Raw genomic sequence first — 23,883 nt, 5'->3', positions numbered from 1 at the left:
CCCACCGGGCTCAGCGGCGGGTGCCGGCGGGCGGACCGGGATCGGACGCCACCGCGACGAAGGCGGCGATGCTGATCCCGGCCGCGAGGACGAGGGCCACCGCCGCCACCACCAGGACGGCGACGCGGCGGTGGTCGTACGGCGGATCCGGGGTCCGATGCCGGCCCGGTCCGGCTTGGGTCAGGGTCGAGGCCGGTGGGGTCACCGCGGTCCCGCCCGGTGCCGCCCGGCGCGGGCGTACCCCTCGATGACGTCGAGGTGACCGCGCCGGGCGGGAATCGTCTCGGCGTCCCGCCACGGGATCGTCTGCAGAACCTGGGTCACCTCGAAGCGGAGTGCCTCTGCCGTCAGGATGTCGTCGGTCATGCGGGGCAGGACGGCCGTCTCGGTCAGCTCCTCCTTGGACGGTGTCCACCAGGCGTACACGACCGGTGCCCCGGCCACCTCGCCGAACCCGTCGGGCAACGACGGCGGCAGGGCCGGCCGAGTCCGCTGTTCCGGCCGGGACTCGGCCCAGCGCCGGATGTGCTCGGCCTGCCGTCGCACCTCGCGATGGCGCAGGTGGACCACGAGCGAAGTGGCGACCACCGTCACCAAGGCGGCCGCACCGCAGGACAGGCACAGCAGACCGACCGTCACGTTGTCGTGCAGGCTCACCGGATTCTCCTTCGCGGTGCGGTGCGGAAGTTCGGTACGCGAGCCGCCCGCGCGATCGCGACGACCCGGCTGGGTGAGAGGTCGCCGAGGGCGGCGACGCCGTGCGCGCGTAATGCGTTGACTTCGGCGTCCGGCAGCTGCACCGCCTGCCGATAGGGACCCCGGTCGGGCGGCGGGAGCACCGCCCACCCGGGGCGCGGTCCGCCGCCGATCAGGAGCCCGAAGTCGCGCAGCATCCTCATCACCCGGCCAGGGCGGCGCGTTCGACGCCGTGGCTCAGCCGCCGGGCCATGGTCCGGCGGGCTCGCATGTTGAGGGCCTTCACCGCGTCCTCGGTGACACCCATCCGGACGGCCGCCTCGGGACAGGTCAGCCCGGCGAAGTAGGTCAAGGTGATGGCCTGTCGCTGGGCGGCTGACAACTCCTGGACCGCGCGCAGCACGACGGCCGACTCCAGCCGGGTTACCGCGATCTGCTCGATGTCGGCCGAGTCGTCGATCTGACCCATGTCTCGGGTGGCGTCGCTGAGCACTTCCATCCGGAACCGGCCGGAGCGGAAATGGTCGATGGCCCGGTTGCGGGCGATCGTCATCAGCCAGGCCAGCGGAGGCGCGCCTCGGTAGTTCAGCCGGCCGATGCCGCGCAACGCCCGTTCCCAGACGTCACCGGCCAGGTCCTGGGCCAGCTGAACATGACCGCAACGCTGCCAGAGGTAGCGGAAGACCTCGGCGTTGTACCGCGCGTACAACTCGCCGAAGGCGCTGACATCGCCCTGTTGGGCCCGTTCGATCAGCGACCACGGGTCGCCGTCGGATTCGGCCAGGGCTGCCCGGTCGCGTACGCGGCCGGAACCGGAGGGGTGATCGACAGTGCGGGGTGCGGGGTGACGAACGTTCCGCAAGGTCACCTCGTCACCACCGGGCTCAGAAGAGCGTTCTTGTGTTCACGCACGCATGCATAGTAAAGTCATGCATGCATGGATCATATCCACCGTTCGAGTGATAGCAGCCCGGGTTAACCCGAAATGTCCTGCACACGTGCAAGAAATACGTCACGTTGTCGTGACGGCCGTCTGACCTGGGGCGTAGGATCTTGCATGTGAGCAAGAAGCGCCGTGACCCGCAGACACCCTTCGGGTGGTACCTCCGGGCCCTGATGGAGGCCCATGGTTTCGCCTCCGACGGCGAACTGGCCGCGGCCACGGGCGTCTCCGCCTCGCTCATCTCTCGTTACCAGTCCGGCGACATCGAGCCGAGCGTGCAGAACCTGCGACGCCTGGCCCCCTATCTGGGGGTCAGCCTCGGCGAGCTGATGGTCGAGGCCAACCTCGCAACCCGCGAGGAACTCGGGATGGTTCCCCGGGCGGCGGCGACGACCAAGCTGGACGCCAGTCTCGCCGAGGCACAGCGGCTGCTGTCCGACCCCACGCGCCCGGACTCCGCCAAGGAGTACCTGCGGGACACGTTGCGGGGGGCGATCGCCTTCTGGCGTCAGCAGACCGGTCTCAAGGCACCGGCCGAGCCGAGCGCGGCCGAACGCGCCGTCGGCCGCGGCGTACGCGCCGCCTGATCCGGCATCACTCCTTCATTGACAGAGCGTTATCCGTCGCTTCCTGCGTACGCGGTCGGCTGTTCGGCCGAACGGCACCCGTCCAATTGGGAATTCGGTGATGGAAGTTCCACGGATGCCTGTCAGCTTCTGCCGGTCGTATCGCCTCTGACGTCATGTTTCGATGTTTGTCCATGCATGCACGTGCACCAGCGGTTTGCAATGTGGAACTTGCATACGCGCCTGACCGGCTAGCGATGCATACCCGAAAGTACGATGTCGCACCGCCTCGCTCGTGACGGACGGTGGCTACTCGATCGCGTGGCGGATGCGAACGTCGGCCCCAAGGTCCGAACGCACCAGTCACGCCGCCGGGAGGAGCCGCAATGGCGGAGGAGCGTAAGGAGTCTTGGGCCGGCGTCGGGCCGGTCATCATCACGCAGGTCCCGGAGGAATCGGGGCGCAGCAGCACCGACACGGTCATGCGGATCGCGTACGGAGTGGTCTCGGCCATGGTCGTCAGCCTGGTCTGGATCGTCGGCAGTGCGGTCGATCCCGTCGTGAAGGCCTGGTCGGTGATCATCGGATTGTCCGTGACCGCGGCGCTACTGGCCGGGCACGCCCTCATGGAAGTGGCCCGGGTACGCCGGGAGATCGTGGTCGCAGAGGCGCGGATGCAGTCGGCGGTGGCCGCCGTCGCTCAGTCCGTCGCGGCGCAGGCCCAACCGGCACCGGCGCAACGGCGGCCGAATCGACCCCGGCGCCGACGCCGGGCGGCTCAGCGGCCGGGCGCCGAGGATCCGGGACAGATCCTCTCGAACGAGTTCCAGATGTACTTGCAGGGACGCGAATCGCGCTTCAACGAGCCCTGAGCCCAGCACCCGCGAAGGAGCACTGAGCTCAGGACGATGGACTATGGACGATCCAGACCTACGCGGAATTGCTGGACAGAGTGTCCTGTCCCTGGTCGGTGCCGAGCTGTTGCCGCCGGGACTTGCGCCCCGGGCCGACGTCGATCCGGCCGCGCCCGAACGCGTCGATCTCGCCCCAGCGGCCCGGAATGTCGAGCAACGCCAGGTGACCCATGCCGGCCGGCAGCGCCGGGTCGACGACCAGGTGGTCACCCAGTGGTTCGAGTCCGAGCATGGTACGCAGGAACAACAGCGGCGCTCCGGTGGACCACGCCTGCGGACTGCACGCCGTCGGATACTGCACGGGATAGCGGGTCAGTTCGCGCTCGTACCCGCCGAACGCTTCCGGCAGGCGACCGTCGAAGTAGGTCGCGGCGTCCAGGATGCCGGCGGCCACCCGGGCCGCCTCCCGCTTGAACCCGTATCGGCGTAGACCCCAGGCGATGAACGAGTTGTCGAACGGCCAGACCGTGCCGGTGTGGTAGCCGATCGGGTTGAACCGCTGCGCGTCGGTGGCCAGGGTGCGTACGCCCCAGCCGGAGAACAGCTGCGGGCTCATCAGATGCCCGGCGACCGCCTTGGCCTTGCCGTTGTCGACGATCCCGCTCCAGAGGAGGTGGCCGATGTTGGACGACAACGCGTCCACTTGCGACCCGTCCGCCTCCAGCGCCAGGGCGAAATACTTGCCCTCGGCGACCCAGAAGTCCCGGTTGAACCGCTTCTTCAGGTCGGCCGCCGACTTCTCCAGCCGATCGGCCAGATCGGGATCGCCCCAGACCGTCCGGGCCAGCCGGGCACCCCGCACCTTCGCGTCGTATGCGTACCCCTGCAGCTCGCAGGTGGCGCGCGGGAAGCCGGGCAGCCGGCCGTCGTGATAGGAGATCGAGTCCCAGGAGTCCTTCCAGCACTGGTTCTCCAGCCCGGTCTCCTCGTTGCGCCGCTGATAGGAGATGTAGCCGTTGCCCATCAGGTCGGCGTAGTCGTCGATCCAGTCGAGCGCCGCCCGGGCCTGGAACTCCAGCGATTTCACCAGCTTCGTGTCGCCGGTCCAGCGTTCGTACTCGTCCAGCAGAACCACGAACAGCGGGGTGGCGTCGGCGTTGCCGAAGTACGGGCTGTGCGGCTGCTCCTCGAACGCGGCCGACTCGCCGTACCGCATCTCGTGCAGGATGCGGCCCGGGTCCTCGTCCCGGAAGTCGTCGCGCCGGGTGCCTTGTCGTGCCCCGAGTTCCTTCAGCGTCGTCGCCGCCAGCTCCGGTTCGAACGGTAGCGCTTGCAGGCTGGTGAAGATGCTGTCCCGGCCGAACATCGTCATGAACCACGGCAGCCCGGCCGCGGGCAGACTCCGCCCGCCCGAGGTCAGCGGCGAGAACCGCAACGCCGCCAAGTCGGTCAGACTGCGCTGGTAGATGTCGGCCAGCGGACGCCAATCGCACTCCGTGCGCGGCGCCTGCCGGATCCAGTGCTCCAGATCCTTCTCGAGGTCGGGCTTGGTCCGATCGCGGGCCAGCGTCGCCTGGTGCCCGCCGGGCCCGACGATCACCGCAGCCACATGCAGATCCGTCGTCCACTGCTCATGCGGAGCGATGTGCAGGTAGAAGGACATCCCGTGGTCGTCCACGACGCCGGGCACCAAACTGGAGACGATCGTCTCGCGGTGATATGTCTCGCGTTCGTAGCCGCAGACCAGCCGGTCGCCGTCCAGCCGGGTGTAGAGCTTGCCCTTCTTCTCCTGCGCGTTCTTGACGTCGAACAGGTCGGCGAAGTCGCACGACATGTCCATCCGCACGTGCAGCTCCACCGGCTCGTCGGCGTGGTTGAGCAGGGTGAGCTGCTCGTCGAAGCCGCTCGGCGTCACCGTACGCCGCCGGATGACCGACAACTTCGCGTCGATGTACACCGTGCCGGTCTCCGGGACCAGGAAGAACCTGGTCTCGAAGTACTGCATGTCGTCTGTGGACAGTGCGGTGAGCCGCTGACCGTCCACGGTCAGGACCCAGCGGGACAGGAATCGGGTGTCCCAGGCGAACAGCCCGCCCGGGTCGGTCGGCGTCGCCTCGATGTCGCCGCGGTCGTCGCTGACCACGAACGTGTTCCCGTGCAGGATGCTGACGCTCATCGCGCACCCCCCTGCTTGTCGCGCGCCCGGCCCTTGCCGGCCGCCTGAACCTCCGCCGACCCCGCCGAAGCTGATCCGGCGGAAGAAGCCGCGGAAGCCGAAGTCCGCGCCCGCCCCCCGGAAGGTGGGACGAATGGAGCCGACGAAGGCGGCCCCGGGAAGATCCGCTGGAGCTGAATGGGCAGCTCGATGTCGCCTTGGATGGCCATCGCGCCGCGCAGCACGGAGGCCATGCCGTTGGCCTCGCCGGTCACCAGGCGGTCGAGCAGGTCGTCGGCGACCTGGATGACGCAGTCCGCGGGCGCTTTGCCCCGGGCTACCGCCACCTCGCCGTCGCCGAAGGTGATCAACCAGTGCCCGGAGGGCTTGCCCGCCAGGTCACCATCGGTGTGGATGTCGATCCTCAGGGCGCCCGAGGCACCGGCCAGCCGCGGATCTTGACCTCGATCCGCCAGCGCGGTGAAGAATTCTTCGGTCGGGTTGCTCATCCGGTCATCGTCCGGGGCCCCCGCCGCCCGGGTCTTCGCCCGCCATGGGTGAGACACGTCCACATCGTCGCAGAAACAGGGCCTCGACCAGCGCCATATCGGCGATCTCGGCCGGATCCACGCTCTCGTCCGGCTCGTGCCGGCGAGCCAGTGGCTCCTCCACCCCGATCAGGAGGATCTCCGCGTCCGGGAAACTCTCGGCGAGCCCGACGCAGAGCGGGTTCGTGCCGCCCCGGCCCAGTTGGGCGGGCTCCTCGCCGTACACGTCGCGCATGGCGGCGGCGAGAGCGGCGTACGCGGGGCCGCCGGCACGTGCCAGGAACGGCGGGACGGTGGACTCGCGCTCCATGCGTACGTGGGCTCCCCAGGGTGCGACCGAGTTCAGGTGCCCCACGAGCGCCTGGGCCGCCTTCGCCTCGTCGACGTGGGGCGGTACGCGCAAATCCAGCCGGGCGCGGGCCCACGGCTGAATCATGGCGTGCTCCCCGCGTACGGGGTAATCGATGTCCAGCACGGTGATCGCCGGGCGCGCCCACAGGCTGTCGGCGACGGCGCCGTTGCCGAGCAGTCCCACCCCGTCCAGGACGGCGGCGTCCTCCCGGAGCCGGGCCGGGGCGTAGATGGCCCCACCCCAGGAGGTCATGTTGTCCAGCCCGAGCACGTTCGTGTTGCCGGCCGGGTCCCGGAAGCTCGCGAGCATCTGAAGCAGCGCTGCGAGCGCGTCCGGCGCTGGTCCGGCGTACGGGCCCGCTTCGCGCGCGGTCTCCAGCGTCTGCACCGTCACCGACAGCGCGACCTGCCCGCGCAGGCTCACCGTGATCGCCGGTACGCCCACCGCCAAGTTCCCCGCGTCGCCGATGACGAACACATCCGCCGCCAGCAGTGGGGCGTACTCCCCCAGCGAGTGGGCCAGGCTGCCCGATGCCCGCTCGGCCGATCCCTCGACGAGGACCTTGACGTTGACCGGCAGCGGCTCGCCCAAGGCGCGCAGAGCGGTCAGGTGCATCAGCAGGTTGCCCTTGCAATCGGCGGCGCCGCGGCCGTGCCACCGGCCGTCCACCTCAGTGAGCTCGAAGGGCGGCGTTTTCCAGACGTCTTCGTCCAGCGCCGGATGAACGTCGTAGTGGGCGTACAACAGGACGGTCGGCGCATCGGGCCCGCCACCGGGCCGTTCGGCGTAGACGGTCGGACCGGCGTCCGGCACGGTCAGGAGCCGGACCTGCGGGAATCCCGCGCCTCGCAGGGTTTCGGCCACCCAATCGGCGGCCCGGACGCACTCCGCGGTGGTGTGGTCATCGGGGCCGGCGACCGACCGGAGGGCGATCAGTTCGGCCAGATCGTCCCGGGCCGACGACATGAGGCCGTGCACCCGGGCGCGCAACTCGACGGCATTCACCCGCCCACCTTCGCCGCCTCGAACGGGTCGCGACGTCACCCGCGCCAGGTGAAAACGGGATGCCAAAACGCAAGGCCGGACTCGCCCACGAAGGCCATCATATTGGGCTTATGCTACGAAAGCGCCCAGGCTCGGAGTCGGCCGGACTCCTTCAGCCGGGGCGGTTTCGCTCCCGCGGGGGGTCGGGGACACCATGACTCACGTCATCGACAATGTGGCATCGGCCACTGTGGACAGTTCGGCGCCGCCCGCCGCCGGTCTGCTCCGGCCACGGCTGCACGAGGCTTTCGATCGGGGCGCAGCCGGAGATCTCCTGGTGGTGACGGGCCCGCCCGGCTCGGGGAAGACGACCGCGTTGGCCATGTGGGCGGCCGACGTCGCCACGACGGCTCAGATCGCCTGGCTCAGTCTCGGTCCGCTCCACTCCGATCCGGCGTTCTTCTGGACCTCGCTCACGACCGCGGTCAGCCGGGCGACCGGCGACCTCGATCAGCCGGAATCGGTCGGCGCGCTCGCTCACTCCCTGGGCCGGTTGCGGCAACCGCTGGTCATCGTCTTCGACAACGGCGAGCATCTGCGCCGCTCGACCGGCACGGTCTCCGCGCTGCTCAGTCATGACCTACCGCAGGTCCGCGTCGTCTTCGCCACGCGGGAAGCCCCGGCCGCGCATCTGAGCCGGCTGCGGCTCATCGGGCGGCTCACCGAGGTCGGCCCGGACGACCTCGCGTTCAGCCCGCGCGAAGCGGCTCAGTTCTGGTCGCTGCGGGATCGCGCCCTCACCCCGGCCGAGGCCGCCGCGCTGGTCGAACGCACGGGTGGGCTCGCGGCCGGTGTCTGCGCGCCCGACGCGCACACCACCGGGTTCACCGAGGTCCTGGCCGATTTCCTGCGGGCCGAGCTCCTCGGCCGTCTCCCGGCCGACCAACGCGACTTCCTGCTGCGCTGCAGCTTGCTCGACGACGTCGACGCCCGGTCCGCGGAGGCGGTCACCGGCCGCCGCGACGCCGCGCGCTTACTGGATCACTTGCGCCGCGAACATCATTTACTGGTACGCCCAACGGAGAACCCGGATCGGTTGCGGCTGCGGCGACCCTACGCCGCTTTTCTGCGCGACGAAGCCGGGCTGCTGATCGCCGAGCACGTCGCAGATGTGCACGCCCGGGCCGCCCAGCATTACACCGAGCATGATCGGCCGGAAGCGGCTCTGCGGCACGCCGCCGCCTCCGGCCGCGCCGAGCTGGCCGCCGAGGTGGGCGTACGCGTAGCCGCTCCGCTGGTGCTGGGCGGTGCCCGGGACGTCTTCCTCGACTTGGCCACCTGGATGCCCGCCCGGGAAGCGGTGCGCCATCCCGAGACGGCGACCGTTCTCGCCCTGGCCGCCGCCGCCCGCGACGACGCGCACACCGCCGGGGCGTACGCGAGACTGGCCCGGGAGCGGTTCGGCGAGGTCGCCGCCGAACGCCGGCTGCCGATGCAGGCGGCGTTGTGCCTCGGTGATCTGCTGCTGGCCCGGCAAAGCGAGGACGTCGAAGCGATCGGGCTCGCCCTGACCGCCCTGCTCGAGTTGCTCGACGCGACCGTTCCGGGCCTGGTCCCGTCGGCCGACGGCATGCGGGCCATCGCCGCGGAGTGTCTCGGGCACGCCGCCCTGTGGTCCGGCGATCTCGACCTGGCCCGGTCCAGCCTGGAGACCGCCGCCGTCCACTGTGGCCGACAGGAGCTCGGCTTGGCCGCCGGAGCGGCGCTGGGTGGGCTGGCCCTCGTGCACGCCCTCCGCGGTGACGTCGGGCAGGCCGCCCAACTCGCGTACGCCCGCGAACTGGCGGCGGTGGAGGTGCCTCCGGCGTACCGGCAACCGGCGCGGCTGGCCCGTGGCCTGGTGCTGTGGCTTCGGGGATCGGCCGCCGACGCGCTGACCGTGGCGGCAGCCGAACCCGGTGACGCCGACGACCGGCCGAGTGCGTACGCGATGAGCCTTGTGCGGACCCGGATTCTTCTCACGCTGAGCGACTTGCCAGCGGCCCGGGAGGCGCTGACCTTGGCCGGTCCCGCGACCGGACCGTCCCTTCTAGACGATTGGCGCGCGGTCGCCACTGCCGAGCTGCACCTGGCCGAGGGCCGGCCGGCGAAGGCCGTGACGGCGGCGAGCTACGCGATGCGCGACGGCCGTACGCCGCTGGACAGTCATGCCTGTGTGCTAGCGGCGCGGGCGCACCTGGCGGACGGCGAGCTGAACGCCGCCGCCCGGATTCTGGAGGCGGTCCATCGGTCCAGCGCCGGGGCGGGGCCGTGGGCGCAGGTCAACGCGTGGCTGGCCGAGAGCCTGGTGGCCGACCGGCTGGGCCACGAGGGCGCGGTCCGGATCGCCCTCGGCACCGCATTGGTGATCGCCGACGTCGACGGGCTCGTCGCGCCGTTCAGCGAGGCGGGCAGCGAAGCGCAGGCATTGCTCGACCGCAACCGGGACCTGGTCGCCGACTATCCACTGTTGAGCGTCCGCCTCGACGCCGTACGCCCGGCCGCGACCGCGAACGGCGGCGACCGGCTGCTGGAGGAGCTGACCGATCGCGAGCTGGCGGTGCTGCGGTACCTGCCGAGCCTGCTCACCGTGCGGGATGTGGCCGCCGAGCTGTCGGTCTCGCAGAACACCGTGAAGACCCACGTACGCAGCATCTACCGCAAGCTGTCGGTCGGCACCCGGCGAGACGCCGTCGGCCGGGCACGCCGCCTCGGGCTGTTGTAAGCACCGAGGCGGCGCGCCCGCCCGCGTGGATCACGGCCAGATCATCCCCATCCCGTCGGCCTCCGCCAACGCCTCGATCTCCGAGCGGAGGTAACGACGCTGACCGCCCAAAGTCCGGCCGCATTGGAACTTGCCCTTCTGCGCCCAGCGGATCACCGTCGACGGGTCGACCCGGAACAGCCGGGCGACCTCGCCGGTCCGCATGAGCGGATGCGCGTGCTGCGGCGTCTGCTCGACCGTTTCTAGCTCCATCTTTCCTCCTCCCCCGCCGGTTCCGGCGGGCCGTCGTGCGGGGCGGTCAGGGGTGGTTCGCTGCTGGACAGGAACGCCGGATCGAGGCCGGGTGGCGGCCCGCTCGGCTCGACGGTTCCGGTGCGGAACGCGTACGCGGCCAGGTCGGCGGCGGCGACGTCGGCCGCGGCGATCAACGACCGCAGCGGGCTCAGCTCGGGGCAGATGCTGGTCTCCCGGACCGTCTGCATGTACACGGGAACGGAGGTGTCGAAGATGGCCACCGCGGTGCGTCCCAACCCGGCGACTTCGCCGCGGCCCGCCGCACCGTTGCCGGGTTTCGCCCGGTCCCGGATGTGCGGCTCCCGGGGCGGCGGGATCTTCGGCTTCTCCCGGGAAACCGCCGCCGGCGATCCCGCCGCGCTCTTGCCCGTGCGCTTCACGGGAGTCTTGCGTTTCCGGCTCTCCGCCGGAGGCGCGGCCGTCGTGTCGGGAGCACTCGGCCGCACCTCCAGCTGACGTACCGCCTCGGGGAGAGCTTTCCGGCGGGCCAGATGAGTCCGCTTGGCCGCGCGCGCTGCGCTGCCGGACCGTCGCGCCCGGCTCATCGCAGCGCCGCCCGATGCCGTGCGGTCGCCCTCGGATCACTGACCCGGCGGCGATCCGGCCCATGCGGTACGCCGTCCATGAACGACGTGCCGGCGAGGTCGTCGTCGACGCCCGCCCAGCGATTGACGTAGCTGTACAACTCCTGGATCTCCCGGCCCCGCACATGGGCCAGGAGAGCGGTGGCCGTCGCGACGATGACGACGATCGCGACGAGCGCCAGGCACAGCTGGCCGACGGTCAGCGAAGTCAGCGCGTTCACGGCAGACCGCCGCCGGTCAGCATCGCGGCCAGTTTCACCCGGCCGCGATGGGTCAGCGCCTGCACCATCGCCGGCGTACGCCCCATCACGGCGGCCGCGTCGACGTCGTCGAGTCCACAGAAGAACGTCAGCGCGATCGCCTCCTGCTGCGGCGGCGACAATCGGCGTACGGCGGCGAGCAGTTCGCGCCCGTCGTCCTCGGGACCCCGCAATGCACCCAGGTCGATGAGGCCCAGCCGATATCGGCGGGAGTGGAAATGGCGTACCGCCCGGTCGCGGGCCAGGCCCAGTAACCAGCTCAACGGAGAATCGGCGGTCGCCCGCAGCCCGCCGATCAGCCGCAGCGCCCGGTCCCAGACCTCCTGGACCAGCTCCTGGGCGAGCTTCTCCTCGCCGCACCAGAGCCAGACGTACTTGTAGACCTCGGTGTTGAAGCGGTCGTAGAACTCACCGACCGCCTGGACGTCGCCCCGTTGGATGCGCTCCACGAGGTGCCAAGCCTCGGTGCGGCCCGCCGCCGGCGCGGCCCGGCCCCGTCCCGCGCCGGCTACCACGGGCCGAGGCCGCGGGCCACCGTTCGGCCTGCGGTGCCGGGAATCGCCGCCGATCAGACGGTATGACCCCGTGGTGCACCTGACCCAATCACTCACGTCGTCTGCCTCTCCTTCGAACTATCGGCGGCGTCGCCGTCGGTGAACGCGCGCATCGCCTCGCCTCCCGCGCCCAGCGCGATCGCCATGCCGGTGAAGATCAGTGCGGCGGCCCACGGGTCGAGCAGCGTCGTCACGACCGCCACCGCGCAGATCGGCACCATCAACAGCAGGACGAGGAGGTGACGGCGCAGCGCGCGCCTCACCTGGGCCGGCCCACCGCAACCGTGAAAAGCCGGTCGAACCGGGTGTGCTCGGCCGGCAGGCCGCCGAGCCGGGGTTCGGACTTCATCGCGTGCAGCGCGCTCGCGACGAACTGTCCACCTGGGATGGAGACGCCGCGCCGGATCCGGTTGAAGCTGCTCTCCGCGATGCCCAGGAATCTGGCCTTTTCGGCGTCGGTACGCAGGCCCAGCAGTTCGAAGATCTCGTCGAACGCTTTTCCGTTGTACGCCAGGCGTGGAAGCTTGCTAAATTCGTGCACGCATGCACTATAGAGCCATGCATGCACGACGCCTAGTCGCCCGGATGGGTGACAGCCTGCAAGCCATTTGGAGGAGTCCCTCTTTCACGGACGCACGAAAGCGGCGTCCCGCGCCCGCCCGGCGCCCCTTACCGGTCGGTACCATCGGGCACGTGAGCCGCCGCCGCAGAGACCCGCAGAGTCCCTTCGGGTGGTATCTCCGGCGACTCATGGACAGCCATGGATTCTTATCCGACGGCGACCTCGAAGCGGCCTCGGGCGTGTCGGCCTCGCTCATCTCGCGATATCAGGCCGGCGAGATCACCCCGACGCCGGAGAACCTGCGCAAGCTGGCCCCGGTTCTCGGCGTACGCCTCGGCGAGTTGATGGTCGAGTCCGGACTGGCCACTCGCGAGGAACTCGGCATGGTCGCGCCGCCGTCGCCGAAGCCGCGCGTCGACCCCGTGCTCGCGGATGCTCAGCGACATCTGGCCGATCCCCGCCTCCCGGGCGAGGTCAAGGATTACCTGCGCGCGACGGTCAAGGGCGCGATCGCGTACTGGCGGCAGCAGCTCGACCTGCACACCGTCCCGGCGGGACCGTCCCGGCCGGAGGCCGAACCGGAGCCCGCTCCCGGGGCCGTCCGGCCGAAGCCTTCCGGGGTCGGTCGAAGGTAGCCTCATCGAGTAGCTTCGCCGCCTGGCCGTGCGCCCGTTGGGTGGTTGTGATACCCCAGTGAAGTTGACCGATGAGTCAGTTCGGGAGGCCGGCCATGGCGGAGAGCGATTCCGAACAGGTGCCCCCGGTCGTCGTGCCGGCCGCGCGTACGCCGACCGGCCGGGGCGGTGAGCTGATGATCCGGGTGGCCATCTGCGCCGCCTCCGGACTCGTGGTCAGCCTGGGCTGGATCCTCGCCGGTCTCGGCGACGGGCATCTGAAGACGATCAGCGTCGTGATCGGACTGGCGGCGGCGGCCGTATTGGCGCTGGTCGTGGGGTACACCCGAGCCGAGGTGACCAAAGTACGCCGAGAGCTGGCGCAGACGGAGGCGCGTTTGATCGCCACCGTGGAGGCGGCCTGCTCCGGTCTGCGCGCCGAGATCCGTACGCTGCAGCCGCAGCCGGGCGCGGCCCGCAACGGCAAGCGGTCGCAGCCGATCCGGCGGGGCCTGCGACGACGGGAGAACGGCGACTCCGTCATCTCCAACGACCTGCGGATCTTCCTGCAGGGCCGGGAGTCGGCGTACGAAGAGGACGACGAGGCCCCCTAAGCATTGTGAAGGTTCGATAGTCTGCCCGTCATGGACGGCGAGGTCGCGACACTGCTGGGGACGGCGCTGTGCGCGCTGGCCGCGTTGGTCTTCGTCTGGGTGCTGTTCGGCGGCGTCCGGATCGTCAACCAGATCGAACGGGGTGTCGTGTTCCGGTTCGGCCGGGCCCGATCCCGCGTACGCCAACCGGGGCTCGCGGTCATCATCCCGCTCGTCGACCGGCTCCGGAAGGTCAACGTGCAGATCGTGACGCTGCCCGTGCCGTCGCAGGAGGGCATCACCCGGGACAACGTCTCGGTGAAGGTCGACGCCGTGGTCTACTTCCGCGTCTCCGATCCCTATCGAGCCGTGATCGAAGTCCAGAACTACATCGTCGCGGTGGAACTGCTGGCCCAGACGTCGCTGCGGTCGATCATCGGCAAGAGCGAGCTCGACGATCTGCTGTCCAACCGCGACGAGCTGCATCGCGAGCTGCGGGCGCTCCTGGACTCGCCGACACAGGCGTGGGGCGTACACGTCGATCGGGTCGAGATCAAAGACGTGCAGCTGCCCGAGCAGATGAAGCGTGCGATGTCCAAGCAGGCGGAGGCCGAACGGGAACGGCGCGCTCGCGTCATCACCGCCGACGGCGAGTTCCGCGCCGCCCAGAGTCTCGCCGACGCCTCCACGATCATGGCCGAGACCCCGGGCGCGATGCAGCTGCGGCTCCTCCAGACCGTCGTCGAGGTCGCCGCGGAGAAGAACTCGACGCTGGTCATGCCGTTCCCCGTCGAGCTGCTGCGATTCTTCGACCGGATGGCCCAGCCCGAGGCCGACGCGGGTCAGGCCGGCCGCGAACCGCCCATCCCGCCGGAGATCCCCCACTCCCGTCCGGCCAGCGACTGAAATCTCCGGCCAATCCGGATCTCCGCGGGAACTTAGCCGCGCATCCCGGCGACCTGCATGGCGCACCCTCGCCCGCTCCTGGGCCAGGGCACGTCACATGGGATGAGGTCCGATGAGAAGTCTCTTCAAGCGTGCACTCGTGACGCTGGCCGTCGCCACGGCCGTGGTCGCCGTCTCGGCGAGCGCCGCGTCCGCGCACGTCACGGTGAACCCGAGCCAGGCGGTGCAGGGCGGCTACGCCAAGCTGACCTTCCGGGTGCCGAACGAGAAGGACTCCGCCACGACGACCAAGCTCGAGGTCGTCCTGCCCGTCGAGCAGCCCATCGGGCACATCTCCGTCAAGCCGGTGCCGGGCTGGACGGTGGCGACCGAGAAGTCCAAGCTGCCCGCCCCGGTCAAGACGGGCGAAAGCGAGATCACCGAGGCGGTCACGAAGATCACCTGGACCGCCACCGGCGACGCCGCCATCAAGCCCGGCCAGTTCCAGGAGTTCGACGTCTCCGCCGGGCCGCTGCCGCAGGCCGACCAGATCGTTTTCAAGGCGTTGCAGACGTACTCCGACGGCGACGTCGTGCGCTGGATCGAGGTCCCGCAGGACGGCCGGCCCGAGCCCGACCGCCCGGCGCCGGTGCTCAAGCTGACCGGCAAGACCGCCGCCTCGCCGTCTACGGCCGCTGTCACCGCCACCGCGGACGACTCCTCCGATGCGAGCACCGGTTTGGCCGTCGCGGCGCTGGCCGTGGCGGCTCTCGCGGCGGTCTTCGCCGGGCTCGCCTGGCGTCGCCGACCCTCGGGGAACTGACGAAGATCGCTGCGGTACGCCTGCCCGCCACCTGCCGACCGGCTGAACGCACCACCGGACGGATCGGGTGGCCGGCCACGAAACGGGCGGCACATTGACCGATCTTTGCGGCTCCCCTGAGGTTGACCGGGTCTTGCATTGAGAATTGCCAGCCAGCTTCGACGGCTCACCCGATCGCGAGGAGGCGAAGAAAATGGTGAAGCTTTCGAAGAAGATGGTGGTGACGCTCGGGGCGTCCGGCGTACTCGCGCTGGGCATCGCAGCCCCGGTGGCCGCCTGGGCCGCCGACGGAACCCCCAAGCCGACCGGCTCGGCGTCGACGACCGAGTCCGGCAAGCCCCAGCCCCGGGAGCACGGCAAGTCCGATGTGGACCGGACGGCCAAGCTCAAGGAACGGCTCGACGCCGCCGTCAAGGCGGGCAAGCTGACCCAGGCCGAGGCTGACGCCGTACTGAAGGCGGCCAAGCTGGGCTTGCTGGGCGGCGGCCCCGGCCGTCCACACGGCACTCCCCCGTCCGGCGCCCCGTCCGCCCCGGCGAAGTAGCCCATCCCCTCGGCGCGGCGACTCTCCCTAGGGTCACCGCGCCGCTACGGGGTGGCGGTCGGGTCGAGGTACACGTGGCGGATCACCGGATACCGCTCCTGCAACCGTTTCGCCGCTGCGTCGGCGGCTGCCTCGATCTCGGCCCCCGTCGCCGAGTCGGCCACGTCGACTTCGGCCGCCACCAGCACGCTGTCCGGCCCGAGGAACATGGCGTTGAGGGTCAGCACCCGCTGGATCACCGGATCCGATTCCAGCTCTCGGCGTATCGCAAATTGCCAGCGAGGCGAGGGCGCCTGACCGACGAGCAGCGACACGTTGGCGCGCGCGAGCGTGAGCGCGACCACGGCCAGGAGCAAGCCGATCGCGACCGAGGCCGCGCCGTCGTAGAACGTGTCGCCCGTTAGCTCGGTCAGCAGCAGGCCGAGCCCGGCGAGGCCGAGGCCGACCAGTGCGGCCGAATCCTCCAGGACCACCGCCTTGACCGAGGTGTCCGGCGTGAGCCGCAGGTACGCCATCGCCTTGAGATGCAGCCGCCGAGCCGAACCGCGGACCTGGCGCACCGCGCGCCGCAGCGAGATTCCCTCCAGGACGAACGACACCGCGAGGACGATGTACGAGATGGTGTAGTCGCCCATCTCCTCACCGTTGCGGATGGTGTGGAGACCGTGCGTGACTGCGAATCCAGCCCCCGCGACCAGTGTCGCCATCGCGGCGAGGAAGGCCCAGAAGAACGCAGACTTGCCGTAGCCGAACGGATGCTCGTCGTCGGCCGGCCGATCGCCCCGGATCAACGCTGTGAGCAGCAACAACTCCGTGACCGTGTCCGCGACCGAGTGGGCAGCCTCGGAGAGCATGCCGGCCGAACCGGAGATGAGGCCCGCGATCGCTTTGGCGACGGCGATCGCGAGGTTGGACAGGCCCGCGACGATGACAGTGCCGAGGCTCTCGCGCTCGGCGGGCGCCTCAGTCTCGGTCATGATCGTGCCGGCCGATGACCGTCCCCGGGCCGGTCATGCCACCGGGTACGCAGGTGGCACGTTGCGTCCGGCGCTGGCCGCGGCGGTGGTGGAGAGCATGACGCCGATGGTGGAGCCGACGATCAGGTTGACGGTGGCGGTCGCAAGCTGGACCTCGAACGGCGCGCCCTTGGTGAACGGGACGATCACCGCGATCGCGGTGAGCACACCGATGATCCAGCCCAGGAAGAAGCGCGGGCGCGGCGTCGTGAGCAGCAGCAGATGGGCCAGGCCCGTCATGATCAGCGTCAGCGCCGCTGCGCCGAGGGCATACCCGAGCATGGAGGGCAGGAACACGCCACCGGAGAGGTCGACGCCGAGCACCGGGATGTCGAGGATGCCGCGCACGATCAGGAAACAGACCACCGCGACGCCGGCCACCACGATCGCGGCGACGACGCCACCGGTCCACAGTCGGCGCGGATCAACCAGGGGCCGTGCGTGATACACGGACATAGGCTCACGATAGCCCTCATCACGGTTCGATGCGGCCGAACAGGGCGTTACCCGGCGCAGCCGGATCGGTGCTGCTGAAGAAGTCCGCGTAGGCGTCGGCGAACTGGGTCACCGACACCATCCCGTCGTGGTCGCTGTCCAGCCGGGCGAACGCCGCGGCTCCCTGGTCGGGGTGCGCTCCGGAGAGCGCCTGGAGGCGTACGAAGGCGGGTTCGTAGAAGTCACCCTCGGCACCCGCCACCGCGGCCACCGCCTCGGCGCAGGTACGCACGAGTTCCGCGAGCAGCCCGGGATGCTCGGCTTCACGCAGCCAGACGTCGACGTACTGCCCCCGGCTGATCAGGCCGTCACCGTCGGCGTCCAGCTGGGACAGTTCGCTCCACATCCGCCCGTACGCCTGCCGCAGCGCGACGGCGGTGGGCGCGTCCAGCGGAACGTCGAACCCGGCGGCGATGCCCACGGCGAGATCGTCCAGCTCCCGTTCGCCGAGATGGCCGTCGCCGTCCACATCGAGCAGGTCGAACCGCCGGTCCAGCTTGGCGGTCAGGAACCGCCGGGCCTCGGTCGTCAGCATCGCGCCCTCCCGGCGGCGAAAGCAGTCGTCGAGTACGACGCTAACTCGCCGGGGTCGGTTTGGGCGTTAGATCAGGGTTTTGTCTCCCTGCAGATCACGGTTATCCATCCCTCCCAGCGCTGGGAAGCATGGATAACCGTGATCTGCAGGAACCCGGCCGGCCGCCCGGCGGGAGGGTCAGCCGAACAAGACGCTGACGGATTCTCCGTTGTGGATTCGCCGCATCGCCTCGGCCAACGCCGGCGCGACGGAGATCACCGTCAGCTTCGGGATGCGCTTCTCCTTCGAAATCGGCACCGTGTTGGTGCAGACGATCTCGGCCACCCCGGGCTCCTCGGCCAGCCGGTCGACCGCACCCGCCGTGAACAGACCGTGCGTACAGGCGATCCGGATTGTCCGGACGCCCCGCTCCCGCAGGTGTTTGAGCAGCTCGACGATGGTCGTGCCCTTGGCGATCTCGTCGTCGAGGACGATGACGTCGCGGTCGGCCACTTCGCCGATGATGGCGCTGATCTCCACCCGGTCGTCGCTGAAGCGTTGCTTCGCCCCCGTCGCCACCGGTACGCCGAGCAGCCGGGCGAACGCGGCGGCCTCCTTGGCGTTGCCGAGGTCGGGCGAGACCACGACCGTGTTGCTCAGGTCGTATCCGCGGAAGTGCTGGGCTAGCTCGCGCAGGGCGTGCAGATGATCGACCGGTACGCTGAAGAACCCGTGCACCTGCGGCGAGTGCAACGCCATGGCGAGTACGCGGCTGGCGCCGGCCGACACGAGCAGGTCGGCGACGAGGCGGCCGCCGATGGAGATCCGGGGCGCGTCCTTCTTGTCCGATCGCGCGTACGCGTAGTGCGGGATGACGGCGGTGATCCGGCTCGCTGAAGCGCCCCGGGCGGCGTCGATCATCATGAGCAGCTCGACGAGGTGGTCCTGGGTCGGCGGGACGAGCGGCTGGATCAGGAAGACGTCCCGTTCGCGGACGTTCGCCTGCAGCTGCACCTCCAGGCAGTCGTTGGCGAAGCGGGAGAGGCGGGTCGGCAGCAGCGGCACTTCGAGTTGATCACAGATCTCCTCGGCCAGCTCGGGATGGGCACTTCCGGAAAAGACCGCGATGTCGCGCACGCCGTCAGCCTAACCGGCAGGCGTACGCCGATTGAGCAGGACTACCGTGTCGAGCACGCGATGCCAGTCGAGTTCGGTCAGCGGGCGTCCGGCCACTTCGCCGAGCGCTGCCATCGCCGTGAGCAGGCGCTCCCGGGCCTCCGGGGGAAGGTGTCGCACCTCTTCATGGAAGCGCCGCCCACGGGTGAACTCGATCAGCGAGTCGGGCGGCCCCGCGTCGGCCGCATCCTCGGCGAACTCGATCCGCAGTGTGAGGCCGAGCGCCCTGGCCAGCGCCGCGATCGCCGCGAGCGTCGGGTTGCCCCGGCCGTTCTCCAGGTTCGCGATGTAGGGCACCGACAATCCGGCGTCCGCCGCCACCGACGCGATTGTCCGCCCGGCGGCCGTACGCCGTGCGCGGAGCCGCGCGCCCAGGTCGCCTATTTCCACACGACATATCTTGCCACAGACTGTCCCCTGAGAATACCCTCCGGAATATGCGGCCCGTCCTCGCCCGCCACTCCGGCTTCCGTCTCTTGTGGACTTCTGCCACCGTCTCCTCGCTCGGCTCCTGGCTGCTCACCATCGCCGTGCCGGTGCAGGTCTACCGGCTCACCGGCCAGGCCACCGCGACCGGGCTCGCGCTCGCCCTGGAAGCCGCGCCGGCCATTCTGCTCGCCCCGTGGGCGGGTGTCCTGGCCGACCGCTTCGACCGCCGACGTCTGCTCGTCGTCGCTCACCTCGCAGCGGCCGTAGCGGTCCTGGTGATGCTCCTTCCGGGCACCACGTCCATCTACATCGGACTGGTTCTCGAGACGTCCGTCGTCGCCTTCCTCCAGCCCGCGATCCGCGCCCTCACCCCGCAGGTCGTTCCGGCCGACGCCGACCTGATCGCCGCGACCGGCACGACCTCGATCACGCAATCCGTCCTGCGGCTCACCGCGCCCGTCCTCGGCACCGCGCTGCTCACTCAGGGCGCGTTCGCGCACGTCGTCCTGCTCGACGCCGCGAGTTACCTGGTCGCCGCCGGTCTGCTCGCCCGGCTTCCGATCAGGTCCGCGGTCGGACCGGCATCCGCATCGGGCACTCTCCGCGCTGGTCTCGCCTTTCTCATCGGTACGCCGTTCCTGCGGGCCTTGGCGGTGACGACGTGGGCGTACTGGACGGCGAACGCCGCGCTCACGGCACTGCTCATCCCCTTCCTCGCCGTACGTCTCGGGCAACCGCCACAGACGTTGGGGCTCCTGATCACCGGTCTCGGCGTCGGTTACCTGCTCGGCTCAGCTGTGGCCGGACGACTGCTGCCCCGCTACTCCACTCGAACCCTGCTCGGTGCGACCTACTTCGCGGTCGGACTTTGCTTCCTCGTCCTCTTCACCGCACCGAACCTCCCGATCGCGCTCGCGGGCATCACTGCGGCGGGCGTACCGGGTGCGATCGCAGTTGCGGCAACGCAATACCGGTTGCAAAGCGCCACCCCCGACGGCGTACGCGGCCGGGTGCTCGCTGCCTTCTACGCCACGGATTCCCTCGCGACGCTGGCCGGAGCGCTCCTCGGACCGGCTTTGTCGGGCTGGATCGGCCTGTTCGGAGCGCTTCTCCTGGCCAGCGCCACGGTCCTTGTGGCCGCGATCGTCGCCCGGCTGACTCTGCCCGCAGCCATCGCAACCGATCCGCGCAGTACGCCGGAAGCCGGGCTTCGCCCGGTGGCCGCCGAAAAGCCGCGTACAACATGGTGAGCAGGTCGGTAACATCTCCCGCCATGCGCAGCAAGATCGAGCTGGACGCCGCGATCCGCCGGGATCGACGGGCGGTGCTGCTCGTCAACACCCGATCCCGCCGCGGACGTGACCACTTCGAGCAGATCTCGCGGCACCTGGACGCGGCCGGGTTCGACTTGCTGGCGCGATACGGGGTGGAGCGGCCTGAGCGGCTGCCCGAGATTCTGGCCGAGGCGATCGCGCTCGGCCCCGATCTGCTCGTGGCCGGGGGCGGCGACGGCACGATCAGCGAGACGGCGCGGCATCTGGCCCACCGCGATGTGGCGATGGGGCTGCTGCCGTTGGGCACGACCAACAACTTCGCCCGTACGCTCGGCGTCCCGCTGGAGGTGCCGGGTGCGCTCGCTCTGCTCACCGAGGGGAAGGTGGCCGACGTCGACCTCGGCGAGGCGGCCGGGCGGATCTTCACCAACCTCGTGTCGATCGGGCTGTCCGCGCAGGTCGCCGAGCACGTCCCGCATCGGCTCAAGCGGCGGCTCGGGCGGGTGGCGTACCCGCTGACGGCGTTGTCCCGGCTACCCGGCCATCGGCCGTTCGATGCGGTGGTGACCGCGGGCGGCGAAGTACGCCGGCTCCGGACGCATCAGCTCAACATCGCCAACGGCAACTCCCACGCGGGCAATCCGATCGCCCGCGACGGCAGCGCCGACGACCAGCTGCTCATTGCGTACTCGCTGGGGCGGCACGGGCGAAGGCATCTACTCGGTGCGACCCTTCAGCACCTGCTGACCGGCCGGCTGCGGACGGTCGAGGGTTGGCCCTTTCTCGCCGCCGCCGAAGTGCTGGTCGAGACGAGTCCGTCGTTGCCGCTCGACGTCGACGGCGAGGTGCTCGGGCGTACGCCGGTGCGGGTGCGCATCGTGCCGAACGCGCTGCGGGTGATGGTGTCGAAGGATTTCCCCGACCGCTGAGGTCAGGACACGGCGAGGTCGCGAGTGGCGGTGTCACCGGCCGCCTGGGCGCGCACGAGGAACTCCGCGATCAGCTTCAACTCCGCCTCGCTGTAGCCGGCGCAGATGTCGTCCATCGCGTTGTTCATCCCGCTGAACAGGCCGAACAGCTCCCGGCCGCGATCGGGTAGCGCCCGCAACGTGACGGCGCGCCGGTCGGCGGGGTCACGTTCGCGGACGATCCAGTTCGCCTTCTCCAGCCGGTCGAGGATGCCCGTGAGGGTGGCCGGATGCAGCCCCGCCCGGCGAGCGAGCGTACTGGGAGTCAACGGACCTTCCCGGCTGATCAGGTCCAGGCAGTCCAGGTCGATCTCCTTGAGCTCGACCTTTCCGCTCACCTGCCGGTTCAGCATCGACAACTGATTGCGCAGGTCGCGCAGCGAGTCCTTGACCTGCGACGTCAACCGCCGCCGCGTACGCCCACCCGCAGCGCCGTCGCCCGAGCTGTCGGGGTCGCCCGTATGAGCGCGAGATGTTACGTGACTCATATTGTCTGAACCTCAAACTCAACTAGTATGGTTCTCATATGATACGGCTCTGAGAGGAAAAACGGAGATGTTCCTGATCACCGGAGCAACCGGCATGGTCGGCCGCACCGCGGTGCGCCTGCTGACCGAACGAGGACTCAAGGTCGTGGCGGTCACCCGTGATCCGCACGCGGCGCTGCCGCCCGAAGCTCAGCTCGTCCATCCCGATGAGGTTACGGCCCTCGGCGGCGTCGACGGCGTACTGCTCAGCCCGCGCGCTTTCGGCGACCGGCTGGCCGACATCGCCGCCCTGCGCCCGGAGCGGATCGTCGTCGTCTCCTCGCTGACGATCCCCTTTCCGGTCGGCGAACCGCGGTTCCGCGAGCACTTCGCGGCGACCGAGGACGCCGTCCGAGCAATGGGTCCGCAGTGGACGATGCTGCGCTGCGCCGACTTCGCGGCCAACACGTTCGCCTGGGCCGGGCAGATCAAGGCGACCGGAACCGTGCGTGGGGCGTACGCCGCCGCGCGTACCTCGACGGTCGACGAGCGCGATCTCGCCGAGGTCGGCGTGCTGGCCCTGACGAGCGACGGGCACGCCGGTGAGGCGTACGTGCTGACCGGCGAGCAGTCGCTCAGCCAGGCGGAGAAGGTGGCCGCGATCGGGACGGCCATCGGCCGGGAGTTGTCCTTCGTCGAAGTGGAGCCGGAGGCTGTGCGCCAGGGCCTGCTCGCCGCCGGACTGCCCGCCGAGGTCCCGGCCCGTCTGCTCGGTTCCCAAGCCGACTACGCCCGCGAGCCCGGCCCGACGACCGACACCGTACGCCGTCTGCTGGGCCGTCCGGCTCGCAGTTTCCCGACGTGGGCCGCGGATCACGCCGCCGCCTTCCGCGTATAGCCAGAGCATGGGGGGCACAACCATGAAACTCACGATCATCGCCGCCACCGGCGGCATCGGACGTCACCTGGTCGAGCAGGCCGTCGCCGCCGGTCACGAGGTCACCGCAGTGGCCCGGCGACCCCGGGACCTGCCGGCCGGCGTACGCACCGTTGCGGTCGACTTCGAGCACCCCGACCCGGCCGCGCTGCGCACTGCGGTGCGGGACGCCGACGCCGTGCTGTCCGGGCTCGGCCCGCGCGATCCCAAGAAGGACGCCGGGATCACCTCACGCGGCACTCGAGCGATCGTCGACGCGATGGCGGCCGAAGGCGTACGCCGCATCGTGATCGTCAGCGCCGCCCCGGTCGGGCCGGTGCCCGTCCCCGGTCAGCGGGTGCTGCCCAAGCACGACCCCGGCGACGGGTTCTTCATGCGGCATCTGGGCATCCGGATCGCGCGTACGCTCTTCGGGCCGCATTACGCCGATCTCGCCGCCACCGAACAGATCCTGCGCGACAGCAGTCTGGAGTGGACGGTGTCCCGGCCGCCGAAGCTGACCGACAAGGCGCTCACCGGCCACTATCGGACGGCGTTGAACCGCAATATCCGCAGTGGATTCTCCATCTCGCGGGCCGACGTCGCCCACCACATGCTTCAGCTGTTGGGCGAGCCGGAAACGGTCCGGCAAGTCGTCGGGGTGGCGCACTGACCATGGCCTACGTCACGCTCACCCTGCTCGCGGTGGTCGCCAACGGCTTCTCGGCCACGCTCGATTTCGCCCGCTACAAACAGGTCGTGGTGGTCATGGAGCGCGGCCGGGTGCCGCTGTCGTGGATGACGCCCCTCGGGGTGCTCAAGGCCGCGGGTGCGCTCGGCCTGCTCGCGGGGTTCGGCTATCCGCCCCTCGGGGTGGCCGCGGCCGCGGGTCTCGTGCTCTTCTTCGTGGCCGCTTTCGTGGCGCACTTCCGGGTACGCGATTTCGCCCTGGGACTGCATCACCTGTACCTGGCGATCTCAGTGGCCGCGTTGCTGGTCCAGATTCAGGCGGCGACCTGATCTCCGGGTAGCGGATACTGACGGCATGCAGGT

At 70.0% G+C, this 23,883-nt stretch carries 32 protein-coding genes; 13 read left to right on the top strand and 19 right to left on the bottom strand.

Annotated elements, in window-relative coordinates; translation table 11 throughout:
- Positions 1–10: 10 nt before the first annotated feature.
- Genes HOV77_RS19835 through HOV77_RS19820 form a run of 4 tightly spaced genes read right to left on the bottom strand, consistent with a single transcriptional unit; the run spans position 11 to position 1,564 of the window.
- Positions 11–205: a hypothetical protein gene (locus HOV77_RS19835; protein WP_290863928.1), complete on the bottom strand. Its 195-nt coding sequence runs from the start codon at positions 203–205 to the stop codon at positions 11–13.
- A complete protein-coding gene (locus HOV77_RS19830; RefSeq protein ID WP_290863927.1) occupies positions 202–657 on the bottom strand; it encodes a hypothetical protein in 456 nt (151 codons plus the stop codon). The genes HOV77_RS19835 and HOV77_RS19830 overlap by 4 nt, the downstream gene beginning before the upstream one ends.
- Entirely contained in the window at positions 654–893 is a 240-nt protein-coding gene (locus HOV77_RS19825; RefSeq protein ID WP_290863926.1) for a hypothetical protein, read from the bottom strand. Before HOV77_RS19825 ends, HOV77_RS19830 begins: the two co-directional genes overlap by 4 nt.
- A 5-nt stretch (positions 894–898) precedes the next feature.
- Complete coding sequence (locus tag HOV77_RS19820; protein ID WP_290863925.1) at positions 899–1,564, bottom strand: sigma-70 family RNA polymerase sigma factor; 666 nt, start codon at positions 1,562–1,564, stop codon at positions 899–901.
- A gap of 191 nt (positions 1,565–1,755) precedes the next feature.
- Between HOV77_RS19820 and HOV77_RS19815 the strand changes: the two genes are divergently transcribed.
- Positions 1,756–2,226, top strand: a complete 471-nt coding sequence (locus tag HOV77_RS19815) for a helix-turn-helix transcriptional regulator (protein WP_290863924.1) — start codon at positions 1,756–1,758, stop codon at positions 2,224–2,226.
- 365 nt (positions 2,227–2,591) lie between these two features.
- On the top strand, positions 2,592–3,077 hold the full coding sequence (locus HOV77_RS19810) for a hypothetical protein (protein ID WP_290863923.1): 486 nt from the start codon (positions 2,592–2,594) through the stop codon (positions 3,075–3,077).
- Between the two features lie 58 nt (positions 3,078–3,135).
- Here HOV77_RS19810 and HOV77_RS19805 read toward each other — a convergent pair whose 3' ends face one another.
- From HOV77_RS19805 to HOV77_RS19795, 3 genes are read right to left on the bottom strand one after another with little or no spacing between them, the layout of a single operon-like run.
- Complete coding sequence (locus HOV77_RS19805) at positions 3,136–5,235, bottom strand: glycogen debranching N-terminal domain-containing protein (protein ID WP_290863922.1); 2,100 nt, start codon at positions 5,233–5,235, stop codon at positions 3,136–3,138.
- The gene (locus HOV77_RS19800) at positions 5,232–5,723 is read right to left on the bottom strand and encodes an SCP2 sterol-binding domain-containing protein (RefSeq protein ID WP_290863921.1); all 492 of its coding nucleotides are present in this window, start codon (positions 5,721–5,723) and stop codon (positions 5,232–5,234) included. The genes HOV77_RS19805 and HOV77_RS19800 overlap by 4 nt, the downstream gene beginning before the upstream one ends.
- Before the next feature lie 4 nt (positions 5,724–5,727).
- Positions 5,728–7,119, bottom strand: a complete 1,392-nt coding sequence (locus HOV77_RS19795; protein ID WP_290863920.1) for a M20/M25/M40 family metallo-hydrolase — start codon at positions 7,117–7,119, stop codon at positions 5,728–5,730.
- A gap of 193 nt (positions 7,120–7,312) precedes the next feature.
- On the opposite strand from HOV77_RS19795, the gene HOV77_RS19790 reads away from it, so the two are divergent.
- Positions 7,313–9,862 (top strand): LuxR C-terminal-related transcriptional regulator, encoded by a 2,550-nt coding sequence (locus HOV77_RS19790; protein WP_290863919.1) that lies wholly within the window; start codon positions 7,313–7,315, stop codon positions 9,860–9,862.
- Between the two features lie 30 nt (positions 9,863–9,892).
- Here HOV77_RS19790 and HOV77_RS19785 read toward each other — a convergent pair whose 3' ends face one another.
- From HOV77_RS19785 to HOV77_RS19760, 6 genes are all read right to left on the bottom strand, one after another.
- Positions 9,893–10,114 (bottom strand): helix-turn-helix domain-containing protein, encoded by a 222-nt coding sequence (locus HOV77_RS19785; protein ID WP_290863918.1) that lies wholly within the window; start codon positions 10,112–10,114, stop codon positions 9,893–9,895.
- Positions 10,105–10,701, bottom strand: coding sequence for a hypothetical protein (locus HOV77_RS19780; RefSeq protein ID WP_290863917.1), 597 nt, complete (start codon positions 10,699–10,701; stop codon positions 10,105–10,107). Before HOV77_RS19780 ends, HOV77_RS19785 begins: the two co-directional genes overlap by 10 nt.
- Positions 10,698–10,961 carry a hypothetical protein gene (locus tag HOV77_RS19775; RefSeq protein WP_290863916.1) on the bottom strand — a complete coding sequence of 88 codons (264 nt, stop codon included), beginning with the start codon at positions 10,959–10,961 and terminating at the stop codon, positions 10,698–10,700. The genes HOV77_RS19780 and HOV77_RS19775 overlap by 4 nt, the downstream gene beginning before the upstream one ends.
- Positions 10,958–11,449 carry a sigma-70 family RNA polymerase sigma factor gene (locus HOV77_RS19770; protein WP_290863915.1) on the bottom strand — a complete coding sequence of 164 codons (492 nt, stop codon included), beginning with the start codon at positions 11,447–11,449 and terminating at the stop codon, positions 10,958–10,960. The genes HOV77_RS19775 and HOV77_RS19770 overlap by 4 nt, the downstream gene beginning before the upstream one ends.
- Positions 11,450–11,607: 158 nt before the next feature.
- On the bottom strand, positions 11,608–11,817 hold the full coding sequence (locus HOV77_RS19765) for a hypothetical protein (RefSeq protein WP_290863914.1): 210 nt from the start codon (positions 11,815–11,817) through the stop codon (positions 11,608–11,610).
- Positions 11,814–12,095: a hypothetical protein gene (locus HOV77_RS19760; RefSeq protein WP_290863913.1), complete on the bottom strand. Its 282-nt coding sequence runs from the start codon at positions 12,093–12,095 to the stop codon at positions 11,814–11,816. Before HOV77_RS19760 ends, HOV77_RS19765 begins: the two co-directional genes overlap by 4 nt.
- A gap of 152 nt (positions 12,096–12,247) precedes the next feature.
- Here HOV77_RS19760 and HOV77_RS19755 point away from each other — a divergent pair, with 152 nt between their 5' ends.
- The 5 genes from HOV77_RS19755 to HOV77_RS19735 all read left to right on the top strand — a co-directional run bounded on the left by HOV77_RS19755 (position 12,248) and on the right by HOV77_RS19735 (position 15,575).
- Entirely contained in the window at positions 12,248–12,751 is a 504-nt protein-coding gene (locus HOV77_RS19755) for a helix-turn-helix domain-containing protein (RefSeq protein WP_290863912.1), read from the top strand.
- 95 nt (positions 12,752–12,846) lie between these two features.
- Positions 12,847–13,344: a hypothetical protein gene (locus HOV77_RS19750; RefSeq protein WP_290863911.1), complete on the top strand. Its 498-nt coding sequence runs from the start codon at positions 12,847–12,849 to the stop codon at positions 13,342–13,344.
- Positions 13,345–13,374: 30 nt separating this feature from the next.
- Positions 13,375–14,229, top strand: coding sequence for an SPFH domain-containing protein (locus HOV77_RS19745; protein WP_290863910.1), 855 nt, complete (start codon positions 13,375–13,377; stop codon positions 14,227–14,229).
- Between the two features lie 112 nt (positions 14,230–14,341).
- Entirely contained in the window at positions 14,342–15,031 is a 690-nt protein-coding gene (locus tag HOV77_RS19740; protein WP_290863909.1) for a YcnI family protein, read from the top strand.
- 193 nt (positions 15,032–15,224) lie between these two features.
- A complete protein-coding gene (locus HOV77_RS19735) occupies positions 15,225–15,575 on the top strand; it encodes a hypothetical protein (protein WP_290863908.1) in 351 nt (116 codons plus the stop codon).
- A 44-nt stretch (positions 15,576–15,619) separates the two neighbouring features.
- Here the strand turns inward: HOV77_RS19735 and HOV77_RS19730 are convergent, their stop codons facing one another.
- The 5 genes from HOV77_RS19730 to HOV77_RS19710 form a co-directional block, all read right to left on the bottom strand.
- On the bottom strand, positions 15,620–16,552 hold the full coding sequence (locus tag HOV77_RS19730) for a cation diffusion facilitator family transporter (RefSeq protein ID WP_290863907.1): 933 nt from the start codon (positions 16,550–16,552) through the stop codon (positions 15,620–15,622).
- A 33-nt stretch (positions 16,553–16,585) separates the two neighbouring features.
- Positions 16,586–17,047, bottom strand: coding sequence for a DUF6069 family protein (locus tag HOV77_RS19725; RefSeq protein ID WP_290863906.1), 462 nt, complete (start codon positions 17,045–17,047; stop codon positions 16,586–16,588).
- A 19-nt stretch (positions 17,048–17,066) separates the two neighbouring features.
- On the bottom strand, positions 17,067–17,621 hold the full coding sequence (locus tag HOV77_RS19720) for an EF-hand domain-containing protein (protein WP_290863905.1): 555 nt from the start codon (positions 17,619–17,621) through the stop codon (positions 17,067–17,069).
- Positions 17,622–17,798: 177 nt separating this feature from the next.
- Positions 17,799–18,737: a ribose-phosphate pyrophosphokinase gene (locus HOV77_RS19715; protein ID WP_290863904.1), complete on the bottom strand. Its 939-nt coding sequence runs from the start codon at positions 18,735–18,737 to the stop codon at positions 17,799–17,801.
- 9 nt (positions 18,738–18,746) lie between these two features.
- Complete coding sequence (locus HOV77_RS19710; RefSeq protein WP_290863903.1) at positions 18,747–19,166, bottom strand: helix-turn-helix domain-containing protein; 420 nt, start codon at positions 19,164–19,166, stop codon at positions 18,747–18,749.
- Positions 19,167–19,213: 47 nt separating this feature from the next.
- Here HOV77_RS19710 and HOV77_RS19705 point away from each other — a divergent pair, with 47 nt between their 5' ends.
- Positions 19,214–20,455 carry an MFS transporter gene (locus HOV77_RS19705; RefSeq protein ID WP_290863902.1) on the top strand — a complete coding sequence of 414 codons (1,242 nt, stop codon included), beginning with the start codon at positions 19,214–19,216 and terminating at the stop codon, positions 20,453–20,455.
- A gap of 23 nt (positions 20,456–20,478) precedes the next feature.
- Positions 20,479–21,408, top strand: coding sequence for a YegS/Rv2252/BmrU family lipid kinase (locus HOV77_RS19700; protein WP_290863901.1), 930 nt, complete (start codon positions 20,479–20,481; stop codon positions 21,406–21,408).
- 2 nt (positions 21,409–21,410) lie between these two features.
- Here the strand turns inward: HOV77_RS19700 and HOV77_RS19695 are convergent, their stop codons facing one another.
- Entirely contained in the window at positions 21,411–21,935 is a 525-nt protein-coding gene (locus tag HOV77_RS19695; RefSeq protein WP_290863900.1) for a MarR family transcriptional regulator, read from the bottom strand.
- Positions 21,936–22,002: 67 nt separating this feature from the next.
- Between HOV77_RS19695 and HOV77_RS19690 the strand changes: the two genes are divergently transcribed.
- Genes HOV77_RS19690 through HOV77_RS19680 form a run of 3 tightly spaced genes read left to right on the top strand, consistent with a single transcriptional unit; the run spans position 22,003 to position 23,850 of the window.
- Positions 22,003–22,812 carry an NAD(P)H-binding protein gene (locus tag HOV77_RS19690; RefSeq protein WP_290863899.1) on the top strand — a complete coding sequence of 270 codons (810 nt, stop codon included), beginning with the start codon at positions 22,003–22,005 and terminating at the stop codon, positions 22,810–22,812.
- 22 nt (positions 22,813–22,834) lie between these two features.
- The gene (locus HOV77_RS19685; protein ID WP_290863898.1) at positions 22,835–23,503 is read left to right on the top strand and encodes an NAD(P)H-binding protein; all 669 of its coding nucleotides are present in this window, start codon (positions 22,835–22,837) and stop codon (positions 23,501–23,503) included.
- Positions 23,504–23,505: 2 nt separating this feature from the next.
- The gene (locus HOV77_RS19680; protein WP_290863897.1) at positions 23,506–23,850 is read left to right on the top strand and encodes a DoxX family protein; all 345 of its coding nucleotides are present in this window, start codon (positions 23,506–23,508) and stop codon (positions 23,848–23,850) included.
- Positions 23,851–23,883: the final 33 nt, after the last annotated feature.

The sequence above is a fragment of the Hamadaea sp. genome (genome assembly GCF_013362815.1).
In the GTDB taxonomy this organism is placed as follows: Bacteria; Actinomycetota; Actinomycetes; order Mycobacteriales; family Micromonosporaceae; genus Hamadaea.
The sequence above is the reverse complement of the archived record's forward strand: the minus strand, read 5'-3'. Positions and strand labels throughout refer to the sequence as shown.